This is a genomic window from Jeotgalicoccus huakuii, assembly GCF_036665975.1.
Classification (GTDB): domain Bacteria; phylum Bacillota; class Bacilli; order Staphylococcales; family Salinicoccaceae; genus Jeotgalicoccus; species Jeotgalicoccus marinus.
In genome coordinates, this window is the sequence record NZ_JAVIYN010000006.1 from 26,213 (window position 1) to 49,321 (window position 23,109).

General features: G+C 37.6%; 26 protein-coding genes and 1 riboswitch. Of the genes, 14 read left to right on the forward strand and 12 right to left on the reverse strand.

From position 1 onward, the window contains the following. Nucleotides 1-2: 2 nt before the first annotated feature. Nucleotides 3-46: riboswitch (PreQ1 riboswitch) on the reverse strand. Next, nucleotides 45-818, reverse strand: a complete 774-nt coding sequence (locus tag V6E76_RS04400) for an NRDE family protein (RefSeq protein WP_247349505.1) — start codon at nucleotides 816-818, stop codon at nucleotides 45-47. (Overlaps the previous riboswitch by 2 nt.) Beyond that, nucleotides 805-1,482: an RluA family pseudouridine synthase gene (locus tag V6E76_RS04405; protein ID WP_247349507.1), complete on the reverse strand. Its 678-nt coding sequence runs from the start codon at nucleotides 1,480-1,482 to the stop codon at nucleotides 805-807. Before V6E76_RS04405 ends, V6E76_RS04400 begins: the two co-directional genes overlap by 14 nt. Before the next feature lie 85 nt (nucleotides 1,483-1,567). Between V6E76_RS04405 and V6E76_RS04410 the strand changes: the two genes are divergently transcribed. Next, on the forward strand, nucleotides 1,568-3,004 hold the full coding sequence (locus tag V6E76_RS04410) for a phospholipase D family protein (protein ID WP_247349509.1): 1,437 nt from the start codon (nucleotides 1,568-1,570) through the stop codon (nucleotides 3,002-3,004). A 135-nt stretch (nucleotides 3,005-3,139) separates the two neighbouring features. On the opposite strand, the gene V6E76_RS04415 is transcribed toward V6E76_RS04410, so the two are convergent. Genes V6E76_RS04415 through V6E76_RS04425 form a run of 3 tightly spaced genes read right to left on the reverse strand, consistent with a single transcriptional unit; the run spans nucleotide 3,140 to nucleotide 5,120 of the window. Then, nucleotides 3,140-3,604, reverse strand: a complete 465-nt coding sequence (locus tag V6E76_RS04415; RefSeq protein ID WP_499797718.1) for a GNAT family N-acetyltransferase — start codon at nucleotides 3,602-3,604, stop codon at nucleotides 3,140-3,142. A gap of 22 nt (nucleotides 3,605-3,626) precedes the next feature. Continuing rightward, nucleotides 3,627-4,175 (reverse strand): cysteine hydrolase family protein, encoded by a 549-nt coding sequence (locus V6E76_RS04420; RefSeq protein WP_247349987.1) that lies wholly within the window; start codon nucleotides 4,173-4,175, stop codon nucleotides 3,627-3,629. A gap of 54 nt (nucleotides 4,176-4,229) precedes the next feature. Next, a complete protein-coding gene (locus tag V6E76_RS04425) occupies nucleotides 4,230-5,120 on the reverse strand; it encodes a fructose bisphosphate aldolase (protein ID WP_247349510.1) in 891 nt (296 codons plus the stop codon). Nucleotides 5,121-5,268: 148 nt separating this feature from the next. On the opposite strand from V6E76_RS04425, the gene V6E76_RS04430 reads away from it, so the two are divergent. Continuing rightward, the gene (locus V6E76_RS04430) at nucleotides 5,269-6,204 is read left to right on the forward strand and encodes an aldo/keto reductase (RefSeq protein WP_247349519.1); all 936 of its coding nucleotides are present in this window, start codon (nucleotides 5,269-5,271) and stop codon (nucleotides 6,202-6,204) included. A gap of 188 nt (nucleotides 6,205-6,392) precedes the next feature. Here the strand turns inward: V6E76_RS04430 and V6E76_RS04435 are convergent, their stop codons facing one another. The 3 genes from V6E76_RS04435 to V6E76_RS04445 are packed head-to-tail and all read right to left on the reverse strand — an operon-like array spanning nucleotide 6,393 to nucleotide 9,491. Next, nucleotides 6,393-7,523, reverse strand: coding sequence for an ABC transporter permease (locus tag V6E76_RS04435; RefSeq protein WP_247349521.1), 1,131 nt, complete (start codon nucleotides 7,521-7,523; stop codon nucleotides 6,393-6,395). Continuing rightward, the gene (locus tag V6E76_RS04440) at nucleotides 7,510-8,562 is read right to left on the reverse strand and encodes an ABC transporter permease (protein WP_247349523.1); all 1,053 of its coding nucleotides are present in this window, start codon (nucleotides 8,560-8,562) and stop codon (nucleotides 7,510-7,512) included. The genes V6E76_RS04435 and V6E76_RS04440 overlap by 14 nt, the downstream gene beginning before the upstream one ends. Continuing rightward, the gene (locus V6E76_RS04445; RefSeq protein WP_247349524.1) at nucleotides 8,562-9,491 is read right to left on the reverse strand and encodes an ABC transporter ATP-binding protein; all 930 of its coding nucleotides are present in this window, start codon (nucleotides 9,489-9,491) and stop codon (nucleotides 8,562-8,564) included. The genes V6E76_RS04440 and V6E76_RS04445 overlap by 1 nt, the downstream gene beginning before the upstream one ends. 115 nt (nucleotides 9,492-9,606) lie before the next feature. Between V6E76_RS04445 and V6E76_RS04450 the strand changes: the two genes are divergently transcribed. From V6E76_RS04450 to rbsK, 5 genes are read left to right on the forward strand one after another with little or no spacing between them, the layout of a single operon-like run. Then, nucleotides 9,607-10,650 (forward strand): histidine kinase, encoded by a 1,044-nt coding sequence (locus V6E76_RS04450; RefSeq protein WP_247349535.1) that lies wholly within the window; start codon nucleotides 9,607-9,609, stop codon nucleotides 10,648-10,650. Further along, the gene (locus V6E76_RS04455; RefSeq protein ID WP_247349546.1) at nucleotides 10,647-11,246 is read left to right on the forward strand and encodes a response regulator transcription factor; all 600 of its coding nucleotides are present in this window, start codon (nucleotides 10,647-10,649) and stop codon (nucleotides 11,244-11,246) included. Before V6E76_RS04450 ends, V6E76_RS04455 begins: the two co-directional genes overlap by 4 nt. 42 nt (nucleotides 11,247-11,288) lie before the next feature. Continuing rightward, complete coding sequence (locus V6E76_RS04460) at nucleotides 11,289-12,221, forward strand: nucleoside hydrolase (protein WP_247349548.1); 933 nt, start codon at nucleotides 11,289-11,291, stop codon at nucleotides 12,219-12,221. A gap of 2 nt (nucleotides 12,222-12,223) precedes the next feature. Further along, nucleotides 12,224-13,159 (forward strand): nucleoside hydrolase, encoded by a 936-nt coding sequence (locus V6E76_RS04465; protein ID WP_247349558.1) that lies wholly within the window; start codon nucleotides 12,224-12,226, stop codon nucleotides 13,157-13,159. 21 nt (nucleotides 13,160-13,180) lie between these two features. After that, nucleotides 13,181-14,074 (forward strand): ribokinase, encoded by an 894-nt coding sequence (rbsK, locus tag V6E76_RS04470; RefSeq protein WP_247349567.1) that lies wholly within the window; start codon nucleotides 13,181-13,183, stop codon nucleotides 14,072-14,074. Nucleotides 14,075-14,174: 100 nt separating this feature from the next. Here rbsK and V6E76_RS04475 read toward each other — a convergent pair whose 3' ends face one another. Together V6E76_RS04475 and V6E76_RS04480 are read right to left on the reverse strand one after the other, a co-directional pair. Then, nucleotides 14,175-14,699 (reverse strand): hypothetical protein, encoded by a 525-nt coding sequence (locus V6E76_RS04475; RefSeq protein WP_247349569.1) that lies wholly within the window; start codon nucleotides 14,697-14,699, stop codon nucleotides 14,175-14,177. 105 nt (nucleotides 14,700-14,804) lie between these two features. Then, entirely contained in the window at nucleotides 14,805-15,269 is a 465-nt protein-coding gene (locus tag V6E76_RS04480; RefSeq protein ID WP_026866747.1) for an S-ribosylhomocysteine lyase, read from the reverse strand. 112 nt (nucleotides 15,270-15,381) lie between these two features. On the opposite strand from V6E76_RS04480, the gene V6E76_RS04485 reads away from it, so the two are divergent. Beyond that, nucleotides 15,382-16,380 carry an ABC transporter ATP-binding protein gene (locus V6E76_RS04485; protein WP_247349571.1) on the forward strand — a complete coding sequence of 333 codons (999 nt, stop codon included), beginning with the start codon at nucleotides 15,382-15,384 and terminating at the stop codon, nucleotides 16,378-16,380. A 53-nt stretch (nucleotides 16,381-16,433) separates the two neighbouring features. Here the strand turns inward: V6E76_RS04485 and V6E76_RS04490 are convergent, their stop codons facing one another. Both V6E76_RS04490 and V6E76_RS04495 read right to left on the reverse strand, forming a co-directional pair. After that, complete coding sequence (locus tag V6E76_RS04490) at nucleotides 16,434-17,726, reverse strand: nucleobase:cation symporter-2 family protein (protein ID WP_247349572.1); 1,293 nt, start codon at nucleotides 17,724-17,726, stop codon at nucleotides 16,434-16,436. Next, complete coding sequence (locus V6E76_RS04495) at nucleotides 17,726-18,307, reverse strand: xanthine phosphoribosyltransferase (protein WP_247349585.1); 582 nt, start codon at nucleotides 18,305-18,307, stop codon at nucleotides 17,726-17,728. Before V6E76_RS04495 ends, V6E76_RS04490 begins: the two co-directional genes overlap by 1 nt. A gap of 201 nt (nucleotides 18,308-18,508) precedes the next feature. On the opposite strand from V6E76_RS04495, the gene V6E76_RS04500 reads away from it, so the two are divergent. The 6 genes from V6E76_RS04500 to V6E76_RS04525 all read left to right on the forward strand — a co-directional run bounded on the left by V6E76_RS04500 (nucleotide 18,509) and on the right by V6E76_RS04525 (nucleotide 23,101). Further along, nucleotides 18,509-19,204: a GntR family transcriptional regulator gene (locus V6E76_RS04500; RefSeq protein WP_026866750.1), complete on the forward strand. Its 696-nt coding sequence runs from the start codon at nucleotides 18,509-18,511 to the stop codon at nucleotides 19,202-19,204. A gap of 152 nt (nucleotides 19,205-19,356) precedes the next feature. Next, the gene (locus tag V6E76_RS04505; RefSeq protein ID WP_247349587.1) at nucleotides 19,357-19,776 is read left to right on the forward strand and encodes a phosphonate C-P lyase system protein PhnG; all 420 of its coding nucleotides are present in this window, start codon (nucleotides 19,357-19,359) and stop codon (nucleotides 19,774-19,776) included. A gap of 10 nt (nucleotides 19,777-19,786) precedes the next feature. Further along, on the forward strand, nucleotides 19,787-20,347 hold the full coding sequence (phnH, locus tag V6E76_RS04510) for a phosphonate C-P lyase system protein PhnH (protein WP_247349596.1): 561 nt from the start codon (nucleotides 19,787-19,789) through the stop codon (nucleotides 20,345-20,347). Then, nucleotides 20,348-21,424 (forward strand): carbon-phosphorus lyase complex subunit PhnI, encoded by a 1,077-nt coding sequence (locus V6E76_RS04515; protein WP_247349599.1) that lies wholly within the window; start codon nucleotides 20,348-20,350, stop codon nucleotides 21,422-21,424. Next, the gene (locus tag V6E76_RS04520; protein ID WP_247349601.1) at nucleotides 21,421-22,266 is read left to right on the forward strand and encodes an alpha-D-ribose 1-methylphosphonate 5-phosphate C-P-lyase PhnJ; all 846 of its coding nucleotides are present in this window, start codon (nucleotides 21,421-21,423) and stop codon (nucleotides 22,264-22,266) included. The genes V6E76_RS04515 and V6E76_RS04520 overlap by 4 nt, the downstream gene beginning before the upstream one ends. Further along, complete coding sequence (locus V6E76_RS04525) at nucleotides 22,259-23,101, forward strand: ATP-binding cassette domain-containing protein (RefSeq protein WP_247349609.1); 843 nt, start codon at nucleotides 22,259-22,261, stop codon at nucleotides 23,099-23,101. Before V6E76_RS04520 ends, V6E76_RS04525 begins: the two co-directional genes overlap by 8 nt. Nucleotides 23,102-23,109 lie beyond the last annotated feature (8 nt).

Consider the following 23,109-nt stretch of genomic DNA (forward strand, 5'->3'; position numbering starts at 1 on the left):
AATTCTCCTTAGTTTTTTTGACAGGGAGTTTGCGAACCTGTGTATTATTTTTTGACTATAATCGTTTCTTTTCTTTCACCAGTTTGCTGACCTTTATAGAATGTCCGCTCGATAAAAGTCATGTTATCGTCGTGATCAACAAGAATGACTGAAGAACATCTTGTACCATATTCAAAATCTGGAATATTGATGAATAATGGTGAGAGTTGTTTCTCTAATCCAAAGTCTACACCTGTTTGTTGGACTTGATCATCTGATGCTTCTTCAGTATTGCCGAGTAATGTAAATAATGCTTCTATATCAATGTCATCATCGGTGAGGACTTTATCCAGTTCGGCTTTACCGATTAAAACTTTTGGCCAGGGGCTGTTGAGGAATTCATTGGACAGACCATGGGTGCCAGGTGTAATTTCACTGATATCGTACTGATAGTTGTTCATATAGTAGAGACGGTCAGTGTCTCCAACAAGTAAGTTGTAGCCAGCATAATCTTCATTTTTAGACTTTAATTGGTTTAAATATTCTTCACCATTTTGGTGTGATAATAGATAATTAACAATCAATTCACCACGAGACTTGTCAGCAATTTTGGTCATTTCATGAGCATTACGAATATTAGTCAATGCTCCTATTTTACCTGACTTTGTGATCGCAAGCCAGGTTCCATTTGCTTTTAAATCCCGACCACCAAAAATATTTGGATGATCATCCCACCAAGCTATTTGTGAAGTTGGTCGTTCAAAGGACTCATCACGATTGGCTGCCATAATCATTTTATATTTATGGTGTGCGCCAATATTAAAATTAATTAAACACATTAAACTCACTCCATGGATAGGTGCTAGGCGGCTGACAGTTAACCTCAATATATTCATCTTTTGTTGGGTGCTTAACCTTTAAATAGGTTGAATACAGGGCAATCTGTCTTCCAGCTTCAGCATTTTTATTATATTTTTGATCGCCAATTAATGGATGGCCTGCATGGGACAATTGGACTCTAATTTGGTGCGAGCGGCCTGTATGTAGTTTGACTTTAACCAGAGATAAACCATCTACTGCCTCTTTGACTTCATAGTCCAATTTTGCCTCTTTGGTATTTTTGTGGTTTTTGTGTACAACTTTCGAAATATTTTTTGCCTGGTTTTTGAAGAGGTAATTCGTTAAGGTCCCTTTTTTCTGATTCAAAGTACCTTCAACTACCGCATGGTATTCACGTTCTAACTTATGCAAACGTACTTCATTTGATAGTCTGGATGCAGCTTTAGATGTTCTTGCAAACACAATCGCACCACCAACGGGACGGTCTAGACGGTGTACTAGACCTAAAAAAACATCTCCAGGCTTATTGTATTTTTCTTTTATATATGCTTTTAATAGAGTTAAGAGATCTTCATCTTCTGAAGAGTCCGCTTGAACAGGTATATTAACAGGCTTGTCGACAATCAACAGATGATTATCTTCATATAATACATTGATATTCACGAATTTAAGCTCCTTAAAATTGGTAGTTTATATTATATCATGTTGGGGCGTCATTAATGAGTGAATGACTCAGATGAGGTGACTTATGAAAAAGCGTTACGTCTTGTACATCGTTTTGTTATTTATCGTGCTCATTCCCTTAGTTGTGATGACAGCTCGCCATTTTATGCCGGTTCCAAATGATGTTTCCTATGAATCAGAATTCTATCAAACTGATGATGTGAATTTTTTGTATGACATTACTTTGATGAATGCTGAAGGTGAGTCACAATCCAAGCAACAAATTATTGATGAGATTTACCAGATGATTGATGAGGCAGAAGACTTTCTCGTTATCGACATGTTCTTATTTAATGATGACTATGACCATGAAACTTTAGATTTTCCAACCATATCACAAGATTTAGCAGACAAACTAATTGATAAAAAGAATAAAAATCCAGACTTAGAAATTGTTTTTATAACAGATCCGATCAATACATTTTATGGAACCTATACACCAGATCACCTAGCTGCTCTTGAAGAAGCGGGTATCCACCTTATCTATACTGATTTATCTAAGCTCAGAGACTCTAACTCGATTTATTCAGGGGTTTATCGTTCATATTTACAGTATTTGGGGACCTCAAAAGAAGCTTGGCTGACCAATGCGCTTAGGCCCGATGGCCCTGAAGTTAATATTCGTTCATATATACAGATGTTGAACTTTAAAGCCAATCATAGAAAAGTTGTCATCAATGAGAAAGATGTATTGGTAACTTCCTTAAATCCACATGATGCAAGTGCGTATCATTCAAATATTGCTTTAAAGACTAGTGGACCAATTATCGAAGAATTTCTAGATTCGGAAAGAGCTGTCGTGAACTTTAGCGGTGGAGATACACGAATCTTTAGTGATTTCAAAGATGGGCTTGAAACTGAAGATGAGACTGGCGAATACAAAGTGAAATTCATGACAGAAGGTAAGATTAAAGAAAATATTTTGACTATGATAGATGAGGCTGATTCTGAAAATCATCTGAAGATTGGGCTGTTTTATTTGTCAGACCGTGATGTTATTGAGGCGTTAAAATCAGCACTCGACCGTGACGTGAATGTGAAGTTGATTTTGGATATAAATAAAGATGCCTTCGGTAATGAGAAGAACGGGGTGCCAAATAAGCCGGTGGCAGATGAATTGATGTCCTATGAAAATCCACCGGAAATCCGTTGGTATAAATCAAGTGGTGAGCAATATCACTCAAAATTTATCATGTTAGAAACTGAGGATGAAGTCATCTTTAATGGCGGGTCAGCCAATTTTACGAGACGAAATTTAGACGATTATAACCTCGAGACAAATATGATGGTGACTGCACCAAAAGATAGTGACTTTGCTTCCCATGTGACGACGTACTATGACACACTTTGGAATAATGACGGGGCAGAATATACTTTAGACTATGAAGAAGAGGCTGAAGAGTCACTTGGTAAGACTATTTTGTATAGAATACAAGAATTTCTCGGTCTATCGACATTTTGATTTATATTTAGTGCGCGCTTATCACCGAAAAAAATAGAAATGGTGATAAGTGCCAGAAATAAAGGTGATTTATCACCGAAAAGAGTAGAAATGGTGATAAGTGCCAAAAACATAGCATACTTATCACCGAGAACTTTATATTAACTTCATTTTTAGACCTTCATGACTTGCTCTAAAACCTAGGTGTTCATAAAAGCGTAAGGCGTCAACTCTTTGTTTGTCTGTGGTCAGTTGAATAAGATTACATCCGCGTTCTCTTGCTATTTGAATGGCATAGTCAATCATTTTAGATCCGACCCCGGTTCCGCGTATGTTTGAAGATGTTCTGACGCCTTCAATGGTTGCTCTCCATCCACCTTGATGTGTGAGATAGGGTGTAAAAGTAACTTGCATGACACCGATAATATCATTTTCTAAATTAGCAACAATTAATTTATTGTTTTGATCTGCTTCAATAGCTTCAAATGCTTTTAAATAGCTTTCAGGCAAAGGTAATTCAAAGTGTTCACGTTTACTACCTAGTACATCATCCGCAAGCATTTCAACAATACTTTCTAAATCTTGCCTGTCTGCTTCACTAAAAGTAACTGCTGGATTCAAGCTTAAAACCCACTTTCTATTACTAGATAATTTTTGCACCTAAGGAATTCTTGAAGTGGTCAAGTGCTGCCTTATGTCCTTCTGGATTAAAGCTTTGTACTGCAGCTTCATGAATCACAATATCAAAACCTTTATTATAGGCATCAATCGCTGTATGTAAAATACAAATATCTGTACACACACCGACTAAATGAATTTCAGTTATACCACGCGTCTTCAAACGGAGCTCGATATCCGTACCAACAAAAGCAGAGTAGCGGGTTTTATCGGTATAGTAGACATTATCTTTATCTTTATTCTCCTGGTAAAGCGCTTCTAACTTACCGTATAAATCACGACCACTTGTACCAATGATATTGTGAGGTGGGAAAAGCTTGGTTTCTGGATGGTAGGGATCGTCTGCTTCATGTGCATCAATCGCTAATATCGTATAGTCACCATTGTCGATAAAATCTTTAGTAATTTTTACTAACGCATCGTGTACATCTTGTGCGGGTTTACCTGCTGTAAGCTTTCCGTCATCTGCCACAAAGTCATAAGTATAATCAATATTTAATAAGGCTTTCATCAATGGATTCTCCTTTATAAAAAAGACAATGGCAGCTACCATTGTCTTTTTTAAATATTATTTTTTATTTACTGATGCATCGTAGATTGAATCGATCGCTTCAGCGAGTTTCGCATCAAATTCTTCGTCTGATTGATCCGCACGTAAATCACTTGAAAGTGCACGTGAGAAGCTAGCTATCACACCGTGATTTTCTTTTAGTAGTTCGTTTGCTTCATCACGAGTATATCCACCAGATAAGGCAACAACACGAATCACATTAGGGTGATCAACCAAGGCTTTGTACTGATCCGCAACTGTTGGGATCGTCAATTTCAACATCACTAACTCATCTTCAGCAAGTGTGTCTAATTGTTGTAAGATTTCTCTGTTTAAGATTTCTTCGATTTCTTTTTTGTCTTCAGCATGAATGTTAACTTCAGGCTCAATGATTGGCACTAAGCCAGCAGCGATAATTTGTTTACCAACTTCAAACTGCTGGTCCACAATTGCCTTGATGCCTTCTTCATTTGCTGAAAGTATGTTAGAGCGCATTTTTGTACCGAAGATGTGACGGTTATTTGCACGCGCTAGTAAATCTTCAAGGTTCGGCATAGGTTTCATTAACTGTACGCCATTCTCTTCGTCAGCTAAGCCCTTGTCGACTTTTAAGAAAGGTACAACACCTTTGTTTGCTAAATAATTTCCTGTGTATTCACCTTCAACTTCACGGTCCATTGTCTGTTCGAAAAGGATCGCACCTAGAACTTTATCAGAAGTAAATGAAGGTGAAGTTACAATACGTGTACGCATTTCATGTACAAGGTCGAACATTTCATCTTCATTAGAGTACTGGCTTTCATCGACACCATAAGCTTTTAATGCTTTAGGCGTACTTCCGCCACTTTGGTCTAAGGCAGCTATAAAGCCGTTACCTTGTTTTACTTTATCAAGCTGTTCTTGATTCATTAAATAACACTCCTTTAAAAGTTTTACACTCCTTTATAGTATGCTAAAAAAAGCGCTTAACTGCAAGTTCAAATCTTTAACCTTAAACAAATTTCAGTTAGGATGAAAGTAGCATTAATGATTCACACAAAACTTAGGAGGCACACTCATGGCAGAATTCGTTTCATTAGGTAAGTCAGAAGTTGCTGTACACCCTATTGCACTTGGTACAAACTTTGTAGGTGGACATAACCTATACAAAGATGTTGATGAAGAAGCGGGGAAAAATACAGTTAGAGAAGCAATTGATGCAGGCGTAACAATGTTAGACACAGCTTTTATATATGGTCCGAAGCGTTCTGAGGAACTAATTGGTGAAGTTTTAAAAGAATATAATCGTGAAGATATTGTTGTTGCGACTAAAGCGGCACAGAACTATGATGACAACGGTGAAATGTTTGTTGATAATTCACCAGAATTTTTTCGTGAAGCCGTAGATGCGGCCCTAGAAAGATTAGACACTGATTATATAGATTTATTTTATATTCACAATCCAGATAGTGAAACACCAAAAAATGAGGCAGTTGCAGCCTTACAAGAATTAAAAGAACAAGGGAAGATTAAGGCGATTGGCGTCTCAAATTTTTCTTTAGAACAACTTAAAGAAGCGAATCAAGATGGTTATGTTGACGTCATTCAAAATGAATATAATCTTTTTAATAGAGAAGCAGAAGATGGAATTTTACAATATACGGCAGATAACAACATTACCTTTATTCCTTTCTTCCCTCTAGCTGCAGGCTTGTTAGCAGGGAAGTACGATGAAAATACAAAATTTGATGATTTAAGAGCTAATCTACCGTACTACCAGGAAGATACCTTTAAGGAGAATTTAGCTAAAGTTGATCAATTAAAAGCTTTTGCAGAAAAATATGGTGAAGATGTTGCACAGATTGTACTTGCATTTTACTTCACGAGACCATCATTAGATGTGATTATTCCTGGTGCTAAAAAAGGTGAACAAATTAAAGAAAACATGAGAGCGGCAGAAATAGACTTAGATCCAGAAGATGTTGAATTCATAGATGAGTTGTTTAAGAAATAGCATGGTTGCTAGCCTATTATATAAAACGTACTAGACTCCCCAAGGAGTCTAGTGCGCTTTTTTTCTATAAGTCCCATCAAAGCCACCGACTTATAGAAAAAGCAGGGCGAAATTTCCACAACTCACCCGAATGCAGTGGACTTATAGAAAAAAGGGCTAGGAACTTTATCCTAACCCTGATAACTTCATCATAACTGTGTACTTTTCCGTTGATTGTTGAAAATAATTCCAATAATCAAGAAAGCTACAGTGTATAGGAGCAACACTGCGATTGACGGTATGGTCTCTGACCAAGTGATGTCTGAGGCACCGTAAATCTGTGTATAGTGGTAAAGCGGTAGGAACTCTGCGACTCGTCTTGCAGTATCTCCGAACAATTCTATTGGTACGAATATACCTGACATAAAGGCTAATCCTAGGGTGATTAGATTCGCGAGCCCATTGACCATGAAGCGGTTTGTTGTCAGTGCATTAATGGCAAATTGCATGGCGAGTGTAAATAGCGTAATCAATAGTAGAGCGACGAGTATCTTACCTAGTGGTATACCATCTAAACGGTCATAATATAAACCGACGAGTCCAAAGAACATGATGAGTGTTGCAAATATACCGACAAGAGACTGACTGGATAAAATTTGAATGGCGCTAGAGGTAGATGATACTGGTGCTGCAATAATACGCTTTTGTAACTCTGGTTTATTGTACTCAGACATCAAGTTACCGATCGTTAACATCAACAGTAACATAAGCCAGTAAGCAGCAAAGTTAGAATAAGCAGCAGCATTGTTATAGTTTTCTTCACTGCTTGCTAAGCCATCATCATTTAAAGACACTTCAACTCTTTCATTTAATGCTGTATCGAGTTGTTCTGTATCGAGTTGACCGCTTTCGTTATATTGCGCATTCATGAACATGAGTACTTTTGATATCTCGGTCTCTAATTGAGTACTTGCTGTCGCTCGTTCATCACTAATGATTTCAACTGCAGCATCACCTTGTTGAACGAGGTCCTCAAAGTTAGGATCAATAATAATCGCCCCGTGAATTTCTGAAAGGAACACCGCTTCTTCTAATGTTGAACGTGCTTTGTCATTGACAACTTCTACTTGATTGCCATGTTCTAAATAATCGATTAAAGCCTCTGAACTTTCAGATTCTGAATAATCAACGACAGTGATTCTAAGTGACTGTGATTCGAACTCTCCTTGATCAGAAAATTGACTGAACATCGCTGCAATTAAGAAGAACACGATAGCAAGTGGCAAGATCAGCCACTTATACTTCCAAAAGTGTAGGAGAATTACTCTAAATATTGTCATATTGTTTCCTCCTTAAAGCGACAAGTGTAATCAAGGCTGAGACAAGTGTGATACCAACAAGATACAATATAGTCATCCAATAGCCATCATAATTCCCCATCAAATTGACTCGGTAAATCGAATCAGTAATGTGTGCAAGTGGATTAAGCTGGTTAATCAAAGGTGCTTGTTGATTGATCATGCCTCTTAAGCCAGGACCCATAAGACCCGCTAGAAATGCTAGGCCAACAATGAGTACGACAGGGAAGATAGATTTCACATTTATATTTACTTTCGGTGTTAAACCGATAATGTAACCTAATCCTAGACCGGCAAAGTTCGCGGCAAGCACGATTCCTAGTGTTGCAGGTAGATTATTAAACAAATTATCTTGATAGAATATCATCAAGAAGCCGATGACAATTCCTGATGAAAACAGTCCTAACACGAGAGAGGCTAGTGAACTTGCTAAAATATAGAGCGACTTAGAAAATGGGCTGGCGGAGAATCTGGCACCCATAGTAGACAGGTTCGGTCTCATCGATGAAATAAGCTCCATACTCGTGAACATGGTATAGAGTGAAATCATTGCTATCGTCGAGTAGAACATTACCACTTGAGGCTCAGTATCCATATCCGTTGTTTGAATAAAGTCAGTTTCATAATTAAAGTTTTCTGGTGAAACTCCGAGTGTACCAGTTTGGTGAACTTGATTTAAAACAGATTCTAAGACGGTTTGTTCAAAACCACTACCTTCTACAAGAAGGCTTCCATCTGAACTAATATATCCAGTGATTGCTTCGTCAGATAAGTCGGTTCGTGCATTTGACTCGGTCATCTCTTGAACATTGATAAATTCAATTTCTTCTAAGACAGCAGTATATTCATATTGACTGTCTACACCGACATCAATGTCAGATAGCTCATTACTACCAAGGTTAGCTGTGGTTGCCATGAATATTGTTACCAAGACGAGAGGATAAGCAATCGTCCAAAAAAGGAAGCCAAAATCCTTAAAGTTAATTAACAGTAAATACTTGGTTAAACGTAAGAGATTCATTAGTCCCTCAACTCCTTACCTGTTAGCTCCAGGAAGATATTACTTAGAGATGGTTGTTCACTTCGTATTTCTGTATAAGTCAGAGAATTTTCTTCGATAAAGTGAATCAAATTCGTTAGATTGTTATTGTTTTTATCGAATTGGATGTTATAGGTATTGTTGGATTTAATGACTTGATTGACGTTTCTAATATTCTCCAACAATTCCTTTAGATTGTCTGGTTCTGAGATGAACTTAACGGTGATACTTTCTGTAGTGGATATAGAATTCTGTAAGTCTTCTAAAGAACCAGCAGCAATATTTCGCCCATTATCCATGATGACAAACGAATCACATAGGTCTTCTGCCTCTTCTAAATAGTGGGTTGTATATATCACTGTTGTGCCCTGATCCTTCATCTTTTTTACGCCATCTAAAATGAAATTACGACTCTGAGCATCGACGGCGACAGTCGGTTCATCTAAAAATAAGATATCCGGCTTATGTGCGATACCACAGGCGATATTAAGGCGACGCTTCAAACCACCTGATAGGTGACCTGGGGTAAACTTTCTATATTTTTCAAGTCCTACAAAGTTAATGGCTTCATCGACTAGTTCTTTTCGTTTCGCTGGATTTTTTACATACAGCCCACAGAAGAAATCGACGTTTTCTACGACATTTAGTTTTTCAAAAATAGCGAGTTCTTGTGGCACGATCCCAATTCTCGCTTTTGTTTTATTATTATTTGGATTTACAGGCTGTCCAAATAATTCAATCGTACCTTGATCGAATTTTAGGAGGGATAACATGCAATTAATTGCAGTTGTTTTACCACAACCGTTCGGACCAAGTAAGCCTACAATTTCATTTTTTCCTGCATGAAATGAAAAATGGTCTAATGCAATAACATCCTTATAGCGTTTAACGACTTTGTCGACAGAAATCATAATATTTCCTCCCTGTATAATATTGATTAATTTAAGTTTATAATAGGAATGAATCTGCCGTTAGTGTCTCTGGTCATGATATCAAGTGACAAATGTCATATTGTGAGGTGAAAAGATGGGGAACTTAAATGAAAAGATGATGACTTTTTTGATCTTGTTAATTTATTATCTGTTTGCTGAAAGTGAAGCATCAGTGATTATCGTACTTGTGTCATTCATACTATTTTTTGTCTCAGACGTATTTAAGACAAGATACATCGCCTATTTCTCTGTTATCATCATGTTTATGCTGTTGTTTTTGGACACACATTTCGTTTACTTTGTTCCAGCAGCGACTTATGTGCTCTTACAACTTGTCGGGCCATACAGTATCGTTGGATTCATCCCCCTTTTTTTACTTTCGGAATGGGTCCTCTTAATATTTAGTGTATTACTGATGTACCTATCTTTTTTATCATTAAAATTAGAAAGAAGAACAAAAGAGAACAGAAATATGAGAGATCAACTTACCGAGGATAATATTAGACTAAGGGCTCAGCGTAATGAACTCATGAATAACCATGAAAAAGATATATACTTAGCGGGATTAAATGAAAGAAATCGAATCGCAAGAGACATGCATGATGCGCTCGGGCACTCCTTATCATCGAGTATTCTATTAATTGAATCTCTACAATTCGTCAATGATGAAGCGGAATTAAAGCAATCATTAAAGATGCTACAAGACCGCTTAAAGACAGGAATGAACGACATACGACATAGTATTCATCATCTGTATGATACTTCGATTGATATCGAGGCAAGAATTGAACAGTATTTAAGTGACATGGAAAATTTCGAAACACATTTCGTTTTTGATGTTAATCGAGAATTTAAGCAAGAAGAAAAAATAGATATTTTGGCCATTGTACGGGAATCTCTCACTAATATTACTAAGCATTCAAATGGTGATGAAATTAGGGTAATTATCAAGGAACATCCGAAGTATCTAACTATGACAATCAAAGATAATGGTACACCGAAGACGGTGCCGAATAAGGGCATGGGTATTCAAACAATGAAGGAAGTCGTAGTGAAATATGGTGGGGTACTAAACACATTCAACGACCAAGGCTTTACCGTCCATGCGATTTTTTATAAGGAGGGACTAACTAGATGAAGATAGTAATCGTTGATGATGATCCATTAGTCGTATCTGCCTTATCGACAATCGTCAATAATTCTAACTATGAAGTGATCAAAACAGGTTCAGATGGTCAGGAAGCGGTTGAACTGTATCGAACTTATCAACCTGATTTGTTAATGACAGACATCAGAATGAGAAATAAGTCCGGTTTAGAAGCGAGTCAGGAAATATTAGAAGAATTTAGTGATGCCAAGATACTTTTGATTACTACATTTAAGGATGATGAATATATTCATCAAGCACTTGGTATGGGCTGTAAGGGTTATTTACTAAAGGATAACTTAACGGGTATTATTCCAGCCATAGATGCTGTATTATCCGGTAATATGGTATTTGATAGTAATATCGTTAAAACCATGTCGACAACGTCGACATCTAAAGCACTCGGTGAATTATCCACGCGGGAACAGGATATTATTGAACTGGTAGCAGAAGGTTTAAATAATAAAGAAATATCAGAGCGCTTATATCTAAGTGAGGGTACAGTGAGAAATTATATCTCACAGATGTTAACAAAACTTGATTTAAGAGACCGAACACAGCTTGCTGTGTATTATTATAAAAATTAATCGGCTCATACTATATAAAAAAGAAAAAATGGAGAGATTATAATGAGAAATGTAATTTTAGATTGTGACCCAGGACATGATGATGCAGTATCTATTATTATTGCAGCATCTAAGAAAAGTGATTTAAATATTTTAGGTATTACGACTGTTGCAGGTAATGTAGAAGTTGAAAAGAATACACAAAATGCACTCAAAGTTGCTGAACTATTGAAATTAGAAGTTCCCGTCGTTCAAGGTGCAGAACGCCCACTAGTGAAACAGTCAGAAATAGCACCGGAAATTCATGGGGACACAGGTATGGATGGTCCTGAATTACCAGAACCAACGATGACGGTTAAAGAAGGGCATGCTGTAGATTTTATCATTGACCAAGTTAAACACTCTAAAGAAGCAGTGACGCTTGTGCCAACAGGTCCATTAACGAATATTGCAATGGCTTTAATAAAAGCTCCAGAGATCAAAGAAAACATCGATGAAATTGTATTGATGGGTGGCGGAACCTTTGGTAACTGGACACCTGGGGCTGAGTTTAATATTTATGTTGATGCTGAAGCGGCCAAGGTTGTTTTTGAAAGTGGTGTTCCAATCGCTATGTTTGGTTTAGATGTGACACATCAAGTAATTGCCACTCCTGATATTGTTGAACGTGTCGGTAAGATCGATAACGAAATCGCACAATTCGTCAAAGAATTACTCATCTTCTTTGGCCAAGCCTATAAAGATCACTTCGGCTTTAATGGTGGGCCTATTCACGATGCATGTACAACAATGTATTTAATGAAACCTGAACTTTTCGACATGCAGCACCTCAATGTAAGCATTGAAACTAAAGGTGAATTTTCTTATGGTATGACCACTGTTGATAAATTAAATGTTACTGGATTACAAGCGAATACACATTTTGCTTGGTCAGTAGACCAAGAAGAATTTTGGAATGTCTTTGAAGCTGTACTCGAATCTTACGGTGAGGTGTAAACATGACTAAAACAAATATATGGATTGATTGTGATCCGGGAATCGATGATGCAATCGCAATCGCAGCCTGTGCTGCAAGTCAAGATGTTCTAAACGTTCATGGAATTTCGACTGTTGCAGGCAATCAAACAATTGAGAGAGTCACAAATAATGCACTGCTTTTAACGGATTTCTTAAATTTAGATGTTCCTGTAGTCAGTGGACAAGTCGGTCCCTTAACGCGTGAAAAAGTAGATGCTGGACATGTTCATGGAACAACAGGATTAGGTGATACAGTATTACCAAAAACATCTAAAACTGTAGAGCCAGGAAATCCAATAGTCTTCATGAGAGACACAATCATGAATTTACCAGAGGGTGAAAAAATGACCCTTGTTCCAGTGGGCCCTTTGACGAACATCGCACTATTATTGAAAGTTTTCCCAGAAGTCAGTGAAAAAATAGAAAAAATTGTGATCATGGGTGGAGGTACTTATGGGAACAGAACGCCGACAGCTGAATTTAATATATGGGGAGACCCTGAAGCTGCCAAAATGGTCTTCGATTCTAATCTTCCTATAGTAATGTGTGGTTTAGATGTGACGCATAAAAGTGGTTTAAACCGTGAACAAGTGAAGGCGTTATACGATAGTGATAAGAAAATTCAACACGCTTTTGGTGATATGTTGAATTTCTACTTTGATTCACCGGCTTACATCAATAGTGATCTCGTTCATATCCATGATGTTGTTGCAATCATCTATGTAACAAACCCTGAGATTTTTAAAGGACAACAAGTCAGTGTTGATGTTGACTGTACGGATGGCATTAACCGTGGTATGACAGTGTGTGACCTCAGACATACTGCACCAGAAGAAGGACGCAATGTCACCTTATTAACAGATCTTGAGCTTGATAAATTTCAGCTAATCTTATTAGATAAACTAGAGAATCTTTAAAACCTTGGAGGTAAATGAATCATGACTGGGCCAAAAGTTACAATAATAGGCAGTTTAAATATGGATTTAGTCGTAACCTCAGAACGACACCCAGAAATCGGAGAAACACTTACTGGTCAGAAATTTTCAACCCTATGTGGTGGTAAAGGTGCGAACCAAGCCGTAGCAGCAGCCCGTCTTGGCTGTGATGTGACCTTTATCGGCAGAGTAGGAAATGATGTTTTCGGCCAAGAAATGATTGCCAATCTAAAAAATGAAGGCATTAACGTAGAGAATATTGAAATGGTAGATGATAAGGAAAGTGGCATCGCCATGATTACAGTAAATCCCATGGATAACACGATTATTATTGTGCCAGGGGCCAATGCATCTATGACAAAAGAAGTGATTGATAAGCATAAAGAAGCGATTCTAAACAGTGATATGGTCGTTACTCAGTTGGAAATTCCAATGGAAACAGTTGACTATGTTGCTGAAGTCTGTGCTGAAAATAAAATTGACCTAGTCGTGAATCCAGCACCGGCACAAGCATTGACAGACAAAATTTTAGAACACAGCACATACATTACACCAAATCAAATTGAACTGACTCAACTTGCTGAGGCACATCCAGGATTACTTCATAACTATGCTCACAAATTTGTGGTCACTAGTGGAAGTAAAGGATGTTATTACACAGTAGATGCATATAAGGTTACTGTACCCACGATGAAAGCAAAAGTAGTCGATACTACAGGCGCTGGTGACTGCTTCAACGGTGCCTTCGTGTCTTATATTGCACAAGGGAAATCACTTGAGGAAAGTTGTAACTTTGCCAATGTTGCAGCATCAATCAGTGTTGAATCATTTGGAGCCCAAGCAGCCATGCCAACACTGGACAAGGTACTCGAGAAAATGGAAAGTGCGAAGAAGTAGAGTGACCCTCGCGAACTCGAAATAAAAACGACTTCGCATCACAAAAACAAGCCCCCTTTTTCTCCAAATTAAATTGAAGAAAGGGGGCTTTAATATGCTTCTATACTAGAGATGTAAACAAGGCAGTTGGAATTAAAATAATCCAAGGTGCCATAGCGAGCGTAGAAATAATGCTCGATTTGATAATTTGATTATCGTCTTGGATATATTTAGCATAGATTTTCTTTGTAAGCTGGTATTGCCCTAGGATAAGAACTAAAAATAGAATTAAAACTACAGCAGCACTGAAGATGCTGTCGAATGGATTAGCAATCAATCCTTCAAATAAGCCGACAATCCAGTCAGGTGTATTATTACTTATCTCTTTAACTTCATCAAAAGATGACGGATTTGATCTAAAGAGTGGGTCGATAAAGAGTGTTGCATATAATAACCCAGTCGCTATAAGGTGGGCACCTATGTCAGTTAACCAAATTTTCCACGATGCTTTAACTGTGATTTCTTTACGATTATATTCTTTACCGAGTGGTAGGTAGATTAAAAACCAATCAATCAATAATTTAAATGGGATGAAGATAAATGCCACTGGCGTGATTATCCACATTAACCATACAGGTGTAATCATAGTAAGACCTCTTTCTAATATCCTTATTCAACTTATCTTAACCGTCACTTTAACTGATGTAAATAAAAAAAGCCACTCTAGGTAAAGAGCGGCCTAAAAGTGTGTCTATTCAGCGAAAACTGTACCCCATTCATTTCTGTCAGCTAACATTTTTTGAGCGATTTCCTTAGCACCTTCTAAGCTATGACTCGCTGCCCAACCGCACTGTACTTCATTACAAGCGGGCACTTCTTTAGCTTCTAAAACATCATTTAACGTTTTCTCCATCACATTTTCAATGCCATTTTTATCATCATCATTTAAGACTGATAAATAAAAACCAGTCTGGCAACCCATCGGGCTTAAATCAACCACACGGTCGTGATGATTACGAATATTTTCAGCCATTAAATGCTCGATGGAATGTAGGGCAGGCATATCCATGTGTTCCTTATTTGGCTGGCAAAAGCGGATATCGTACTTGTAGATTACATCACCGTGTTCACCTTCACTTGTGCCTGCAAGTCTGATATAAGGTGCAGCAACTTTTGTATGATCTAAATTGAAACTCTCAACGTTCATTTTTTTCATAATAGGTCAGCTCCTTTAAAATTACATAATATAATTTTATTATAGCATGAAGACAAGTCGCAACAATCCATGACCTTCTGTATAATTGAAGTAATGATAAGGAGCGGTTGGTATGAGTGTAAATATAGAGTTTAAAAATATATCAAAACGCTATGGGACAAAAGAAAACCATGTGCTAAAGAATATAAACTTAACCATCAATAGTGGAGAATTCTTCGTTTTAGTTGGGCCATCCGGCTCAGGTAAAACAACACTCCTTCGTATGCTTGCTGGCCTTGAAGAAATTACAGCAGGCAGCATTCTAATGGATGGAAAAGAAATCAATGATATTGCTGTGCAAGACCGAAATATATCCATGGTATTCCAAAACTATGCCCTGTATCCGCATATGACAGTTGAAGAAAATATTTTGTTTGGCTTAAAGACGAGAAAGATTAGTAAAGATGAACAAAAGGGTAGATTAAAACGCACGGTTAACATATTAGGTATAGATGGTCTATTAAGAAGAAAACCCAAACAGCTTTCGGGCGGACAGAAACAAAGAGTCGCCTTAGCTCGAGCGGCGGTCAGTCGTATGCCCTTGTGCTTGATGGATGAACCGTTGTCAAACTTAGACATGCAGTTAAGAACGCACATGAGAAGAGAGATTAAATTACTACAACAAGAACTGAACCTAACGATGATCTATGTGACGCATGATCAGACAGAAGCGATGACAATGGGTGACAGAATATGTGTCCTACACGATGGTCAGATCCAACAAGTCGATACGCCAATTAATGTGTATAATAAACCCGCTAACCGGTTCACTGCGGAGTTTATAGGCATACCTAAGATGAATATTATTAAAGCTGAAGATTTAGGGATAACGACTGGTTACGAAGTTGGCATTCGACCTGAGAATGTAAGACAAGGTGGTACTTACAAGGTTATAGTCGACAGTGTTGAACAGCTCGGAGTGGATACCTTATTAACCTTTAAATTTAAAGGTCGGATTATTTATGCTAAATGGCCAGGTCAGCATGATATCAAAAATGGTATAGAAATTACTATCGGTTTTGATAGTGAAAATTTTCATCATTTTGATGAACAAGGTATTGCTCTATATTAAGTCAAAAAGGAGAGGTTCCGACTTTAATCGGAACCTCGCCTTTTACTATATATCTAGAAATCTCTTGCATTAACAATCGACCTGAAGTTAAAGACTGCGTTTAGGAGAATAGCGGTTAAACTCCCCATGACAATACCACTAGAAGTAATGACAGACAGGTTTTCTGGTAGGGCAGAGAATAGATCAGGAACAACGGTAACGCCGAGCCCCATACCGACTGAAACCGCAACGATTAGCATATTGGATTGTTGATTCAGGTCAATACGTGACAACATCTTAATGCCTGCACTAATGACCATACCGAACATTGCGATCATGGCACCACCGAGAACTGGACCCGGAATGGTAAGTGTGAGTGCAGCGATTTTAGGGACGAGACCTAAAATGATAAGCATTGCGCCCGCAATATAAATAATTTTGTTTCTACGCACACCGGATATTTGTATCAAGCCGACATTTTGAGAGAAGGTTGTATAAGGAAAAGCATTCACTAAACCACCTAAGACAATCGCAATACCTTCTGCACGGTAGCCGCGTTTTAAATCTTCACCTTTAATTTTCTTATCTGTAATTTCTCCAAGGGCAAAGTAAACACCAGTCGATTCCACTAAGCTGACCATGGCAACTAGAGTCATCGTTAATATCGGTAATATATGAAATTCTGGTGTACCAAAGTAAAAGACATGAGGTAAATGTAACCAAGATGCATCAAGTATAGGTTTAAAATCAACAAGACCAAAGAAAGAACTTAGTACAGTACCAGCAATAATCCCACTTAAGATTGCGATGGAACCAAAGAATCCCTTAGCAAATTTTAAGATGATTAAAATAATAATTAAAGTTGAGAAACCTAAAAATAAGTTGATTGGAGCGCCGAAGTCTTCGGCACCTTGACCACCTGCTAGGTCATTAAAAGCAACTGGCATCAATGTAATTCCTATAACTGTAACAACAGTCCCCGTAACAACAGGTGGGAAGAAGCGTATAAGTTTACTAAAAATCGGTGCAATAATGACAACAAGTAAACCTGAAACTAATATTGCCCCATAAACAGATTGCACACTATATGTATTGGCAATGTTGATGATTGGGCCAACAGCGGTAAAGGTACAACCAAGCACAACAGGTAATCCGATACCTGAAAACTTATTCTTCCAAACTTGTAGAATCGTTGCGACCCCGCACATCATAATATCTATGGCAATTAAATAAGTCAATTGCACTGGCGTTAAGCCAATCGCATTACCAACAATAAGCGGCACAATAACTGCGCCTGCATACATAGCAAGTACGTGCTGAAGTCCAAGCGAAAAATCTTTTGCATGAGATTCAATATTAGAAGCCATTAGTTTTTATCCTCTTTAAAAGTGATTGTGCCATCTGTTAATGATTCAATTCTTGCTAGTGACTCTACTCTATAATTTTTTTCTTTTAAAATTGTTGCGCCACTTTGGAATGATTTTTCAATAACGATTCCAATACCGACAACTTTAGCATCTGCCTGGTCGACTAAACTAATCAGAGCATTGGCAGCCTCACCATTTGCTAAGAAGTCATCAATGATTAATACCTTATCATCAGCTGTAATGAACTGATCTGACACACTAATCATGTTTGTTTCTTGCTTAGTATAAGAGAATACTTGAGCACTTAAGAGATTATCAGATAGGGTTAATGACTTTCTCTTTCTAGCAAATACAACAGGTACATCAAAATTTAAAGCCGTCATAACAGAGGGCGCGATACCTGAAGATTCAAGTGTTAGAACCTTAGTAATACCTTCATCTTTAAAGATACGATAAAATTCCTTACCGATTTCGACCATAAGTTTTGGGTCGATTTGATGATTTAGAAATCTATCTACCTTGAGTACATTATCCGATAAAGCGGTACCTTGCTCTAATATCTGTTGTTTTAGTAAATCCATTAGTGAAGTCTCCTTTATTTCTATGAATGTATATATATTAACAGAAATCACGAACTTTACAATAGTTAATTTTAAAATAGTTCCTATATTTATGTTTATTTTAAAATAAAAAGTGTAAACATTCGTGAATTGTTATTGTTAGATTGATGGATTTGAACAATGTATAATTAATCTAGATGAAAAAAGGAGCGGTCTTAAAGCGTGGATATTTCTAAAGAAACTTTAATACGTACTTCAGTCCAAGAAATGATTTTAAATGGACAGCTTGCACCCGGAGATAAGCTACCAAGTGAAAATCAGCTTGCTGATCAGTTTAAATCTAAGAGAATTGATGCGAGGAATGCACTTGTTCAACTAGAGAAAATGGGGAGTGTCCATAGCCGACAAGGCGTAGGAAGGTTTGTGAATCGTCCCTTACCTGTTATTGATTTTACAGTGACCGGGGCAAGTAGTTTTTCAAAGAAGATGGAAGCTCAAAACATTCCATATGAAAGTAAAGTTATACATGCAGATTATACGGATGAGATGACCTTTGAAGGGAAAAAAGCGTTTAAGGTTTCACGTTTAAGAATTGTTGATAATGTGCCATGTGCCATCCATATTTCTTACATTAGAACGGATATATTTCCTAATATATATGAAGAGAAAAACCAGTTGCAATCTGTGTATACCTTTTTCGAAAGTAAGGGGCATACAAATCTGACAAGTCGCGACCGCACAGTATCTGCTCAGTTTGCGACACTTGAAGTGATGGAAATGTTAAAATGCAGTGAACTTGTACCACTTATTGTATTTGAAACTTCAACCTATGATACTTCAACAAACCAATGCTTAGAAAAAGTGAAAATATTATATAGAAGTGATCTATTTAAACATAAGTTATCTGATGAAGGTTAAGTCTAAAGCCGATATAAACTCTGTTGATGAGTTTATATCGGCTTTTTTATCTTATATCTACAATCCTAAACATAAGCTTTACATTACTTTACTAAGTCTAAACTTTTGTAACTTGGCAACAAGTTATTGTTAATGACATAGGAGGGTGTGACATGGACAGAAAAGAATGGTCAGCACTTATAGCAAGATACGGAAGAGATGAAGCAATTGAATTTTTTGAAACTCATAAAAACGACTTAGACTTTGAAGTGATCAGTGGTCCCGAGCAAGGACTCACAATGGTGAAGATGAGAGAGCACGCTCAAAATTCCTTGTTCTACATAGGTGAAGTATTGATTACTGAAACAAAGATAAGAAGGGGTCAAACTGTCGGAATTGGTTTAATCAAAGGTGAAGATGAAACATTTTCTCTTGCCCTAAGTTTCATTGATTTAGTAAATAAATGCAGTGAATTTACAGAAGAATTTAACATGATGATTGAAAGACTAAGCGCGATCGAAGACGAGAATGTAAAAGAACGTACGGAACGTATTTTACAAACTAAAGTCAGCTTCGACATGATGAACGATTAGGAGGATATCAGTGAAGACTATAGTACATACGACCCAAGCTGTATACCGTCAACTTGTGAATATTACAAGTCGACCAGGACACATTGAACTTATTGAGGAAGAAGTAAAGAATTACTCAGATTTTTCCAATGCCACTTTACTGACTACGATGACGCTTTTTGATAATGAAATTTCCTTTATAACACCAGATGGTGGAATGGATAAGGAAATCAAGGTACTAACAGGTGCAACATCAATTGATTCATTAAAAGAGACTGATTTTATTGTCTTGAAAGCAACAGATTTAAAGGAAGAATATTTTACAGAAACTGCTCATGGCGTATTAATTTCACCTGAGAAATCAGTCACTTTAATCATTGAAGTAGACAGCGTTACTTCAGGACAATCATATACCTTTAGTGGTCCAGGTATTAAAGACGAGACAAAAGTTAACATCACTTTAGAGCATGAATGGATATCATTAAGAAACGAAGTATGTAAAGAGTTTCCTTTAGGATTGGATATCATCCTTACCGATAAGGAAAATCAGGCCATGATGATTCCTAGAACGACGAAAGTGGAGGTGGCATAAATGGGTTATGTTGCTGTAAAAGGTGGCGCACATGCGATTAACAATTCTGTACTTTTATATAAGAACAGACGCCTAGAAGAAGGTATTGATATAGAAGTTGAAAAGATTAAAACAAACATGCGCCAGCTCATCAACCAAGTCATGAGTGAAGCAAGTTTCTATGATAGAGATACAGCTGCACTTGCCATCAAACAAGCTGAAGGCAATATGGAGGAAGCTGTCTTCCTAATGAGAGCGCATCGTTCAACACTACCAAGGTTATACTATTCAACGATTACAGATACGAGAGATATGTTTGTTGAACGTAGAATTTCGGCAAGCTTTAAAGACATTCCAGGTGGTCAGATTCTCGGTGCATCACCAGACTTTACCCACAGACTTTTAGATGATTCATTAAAAGAATTATCAGAGGGACCCGCTGAAGACATCAGCTATAAAGAAATGGAATACAACTATAAATTAAATAAATTACCTAAGGTCATCGATTACTTAGAAAAAGAAGGCTTGTTTGTAAGAGATGAAGAAAATAATGATGAGCCAGATGACATTACTAAAAAATCTATAGAGTTTCCAAGTACAAGAAGTCAAAGACTACAGGCGCTCACACGTGGTCAAACAGGTGCTGTAACTTCTCTAGGTTACGCTGAAATACGTGGCTATGGATTTACATCTCACCCAAATATCGGAGAATGTCGCGTTGGTCAGCAACCAGTGTTTGTCGATATTGACGATGAGTATGGTGAGTACTTTATCGGAGACTTTGAAATGACAGAGATTGATGGCTTTATGCCAGACGTTGCTGACGATCAAACAACTGCTGACGAAGACATGCTAATTAAAATTGGATACGGCCTAGTATTTGGACAAAATGAAACGAAGGCAATTGCTATGAGTGTACTTGATTATAGCTTAGAGCACCCAATAGACGGTGTACCAACGTCAGATGATGAATTCATTATGTTCCATATCGATTCTGTTGAATCTACCGGTTTCATTTCTCACTTGAAGCTACCACACTATGTGACGTTCCAATCGAAACTAGACCGCATGCGTCAAGGTAGGGAGGACCAAAAATGAGTCAAAATTTCGCATTCTTAGATGAGCATTCAAAAAAAGAAATTAGAAGAAAGACTTTAAAAGCAATTGCCATTCCAGGCTACCAAGTGCCATTTGCCTCACGTGAATTACCGATTGCCAGAGGTTGGGGAACGGGCGGCCTTCAGCTCACATTATCACTTATTGGACAGGAAGATGTTCTCAAAGTTATTGACCAAGGTTCAGATGAGTCTGTTAATGCAGTCAATATTAGAAATCTTGTGCAGAATACAACAGGTGTTAAAGATACGATTCATACGGCTGAAGCAACTTTGATTCAGTCACGCCACCGTATTCCAGAAGTACCTTTAAAACCTTTCCAAATTTTAGTGCTACAAGTACCGATGCCGGAACCTTTAAGACCGGTTGAACCAAGTGAAAGAAAGACAAAATTACTACACGGTGATAAGGAATATAGCGGAGCTTATATTAAATTATTTGAACAGATTATGAGACACGGCCACATAACAGATGATGCAGATTACCCAGTTAAGGTCAACGGTAGATATGTTATGGCACCAAGTCCGATTCCACGCTTTGATAATCCGAAGATGCATCAAAACGATGGTTTGATTCTACTTGGAGCAGGTCGTGAGAAGAAAATTCACGCAGTTCCACCGTATACAGATGTTGAATCATTAGCCTTTGAAGATTATCCGTTTGAAGTCGAAGACTTCTCAGACAAAGTTTGCCGTGAGTCAGGCATAACAGGTGTATTCATGGATGAATTAGTCGATGAAAAAACTGGAGAAACGTACTATGTGACGAATGATACGTCATATATGCTTGAGAAATTGAATGAGGAGGACAGCGTCAATGCATAAAACTGATGATGTCGTTTTATCCATAAAAGATTTATCAAAACAGTTTGGCAACGGCTGTGACTATTGTAAAGATGACAGCGCTGAACTACAAAAGAATATGTGCCCACACTGCAACACTGTACATGCAGTTAAAAATGTTTCTTTTGACTTGTACGAAGGTGAAATCCTCGGTGTTGTTGGAGAAAGTGGTAGTGGTAAAAGTACCTTGATGAAAATGTTGTACTTTGACCAAGATGCTACAACAGGAACATATGTATTACCTGAAGATCCAAATGCTGAGGAAAATGTCTTTGAAGTGAGCAGTCAAAGGAAAAGGCAGATAAGAAATGAACAGCTTGGTATGGTCTATCAAAACCCAATGCTCGGTCTAAAAATGGATTTCTCCTCTGTGACGAATATTGCGGAAAAATTAATTGCCAGTGGCAATCGTAATGTCGGTCAGATGACAGACCGTGCGGACCACTTTTTAAACAAAGTAAATATTCCACTCCGTCGTAAATACGAGGCGCCTAAAAATTTCTCAGGTGGGATGCAGCAACGTGTTCAAATTGCTAAGGCATTATCTAACTACCCACCGATACTTTTACTCGATGAAGTCACAACGGGTTTAGACTTATCGGTCCAGGCAGATGTGCTTGAGTTAATCAAAGAAATCCAAAGAGATATGGGTGTGAGCATGATTGTCGTTTCACATGACTTAGCAATCATTCGTATGTTATGCGACCGCACAATGGTCATGCTTGATGGACAAGTGATTGAACACGGTATTACCGATCAAATTCTAGAAGATCCACAACACGAATATACACAACAGCTCGTATATTCAATTTTATAAGAGGTGAA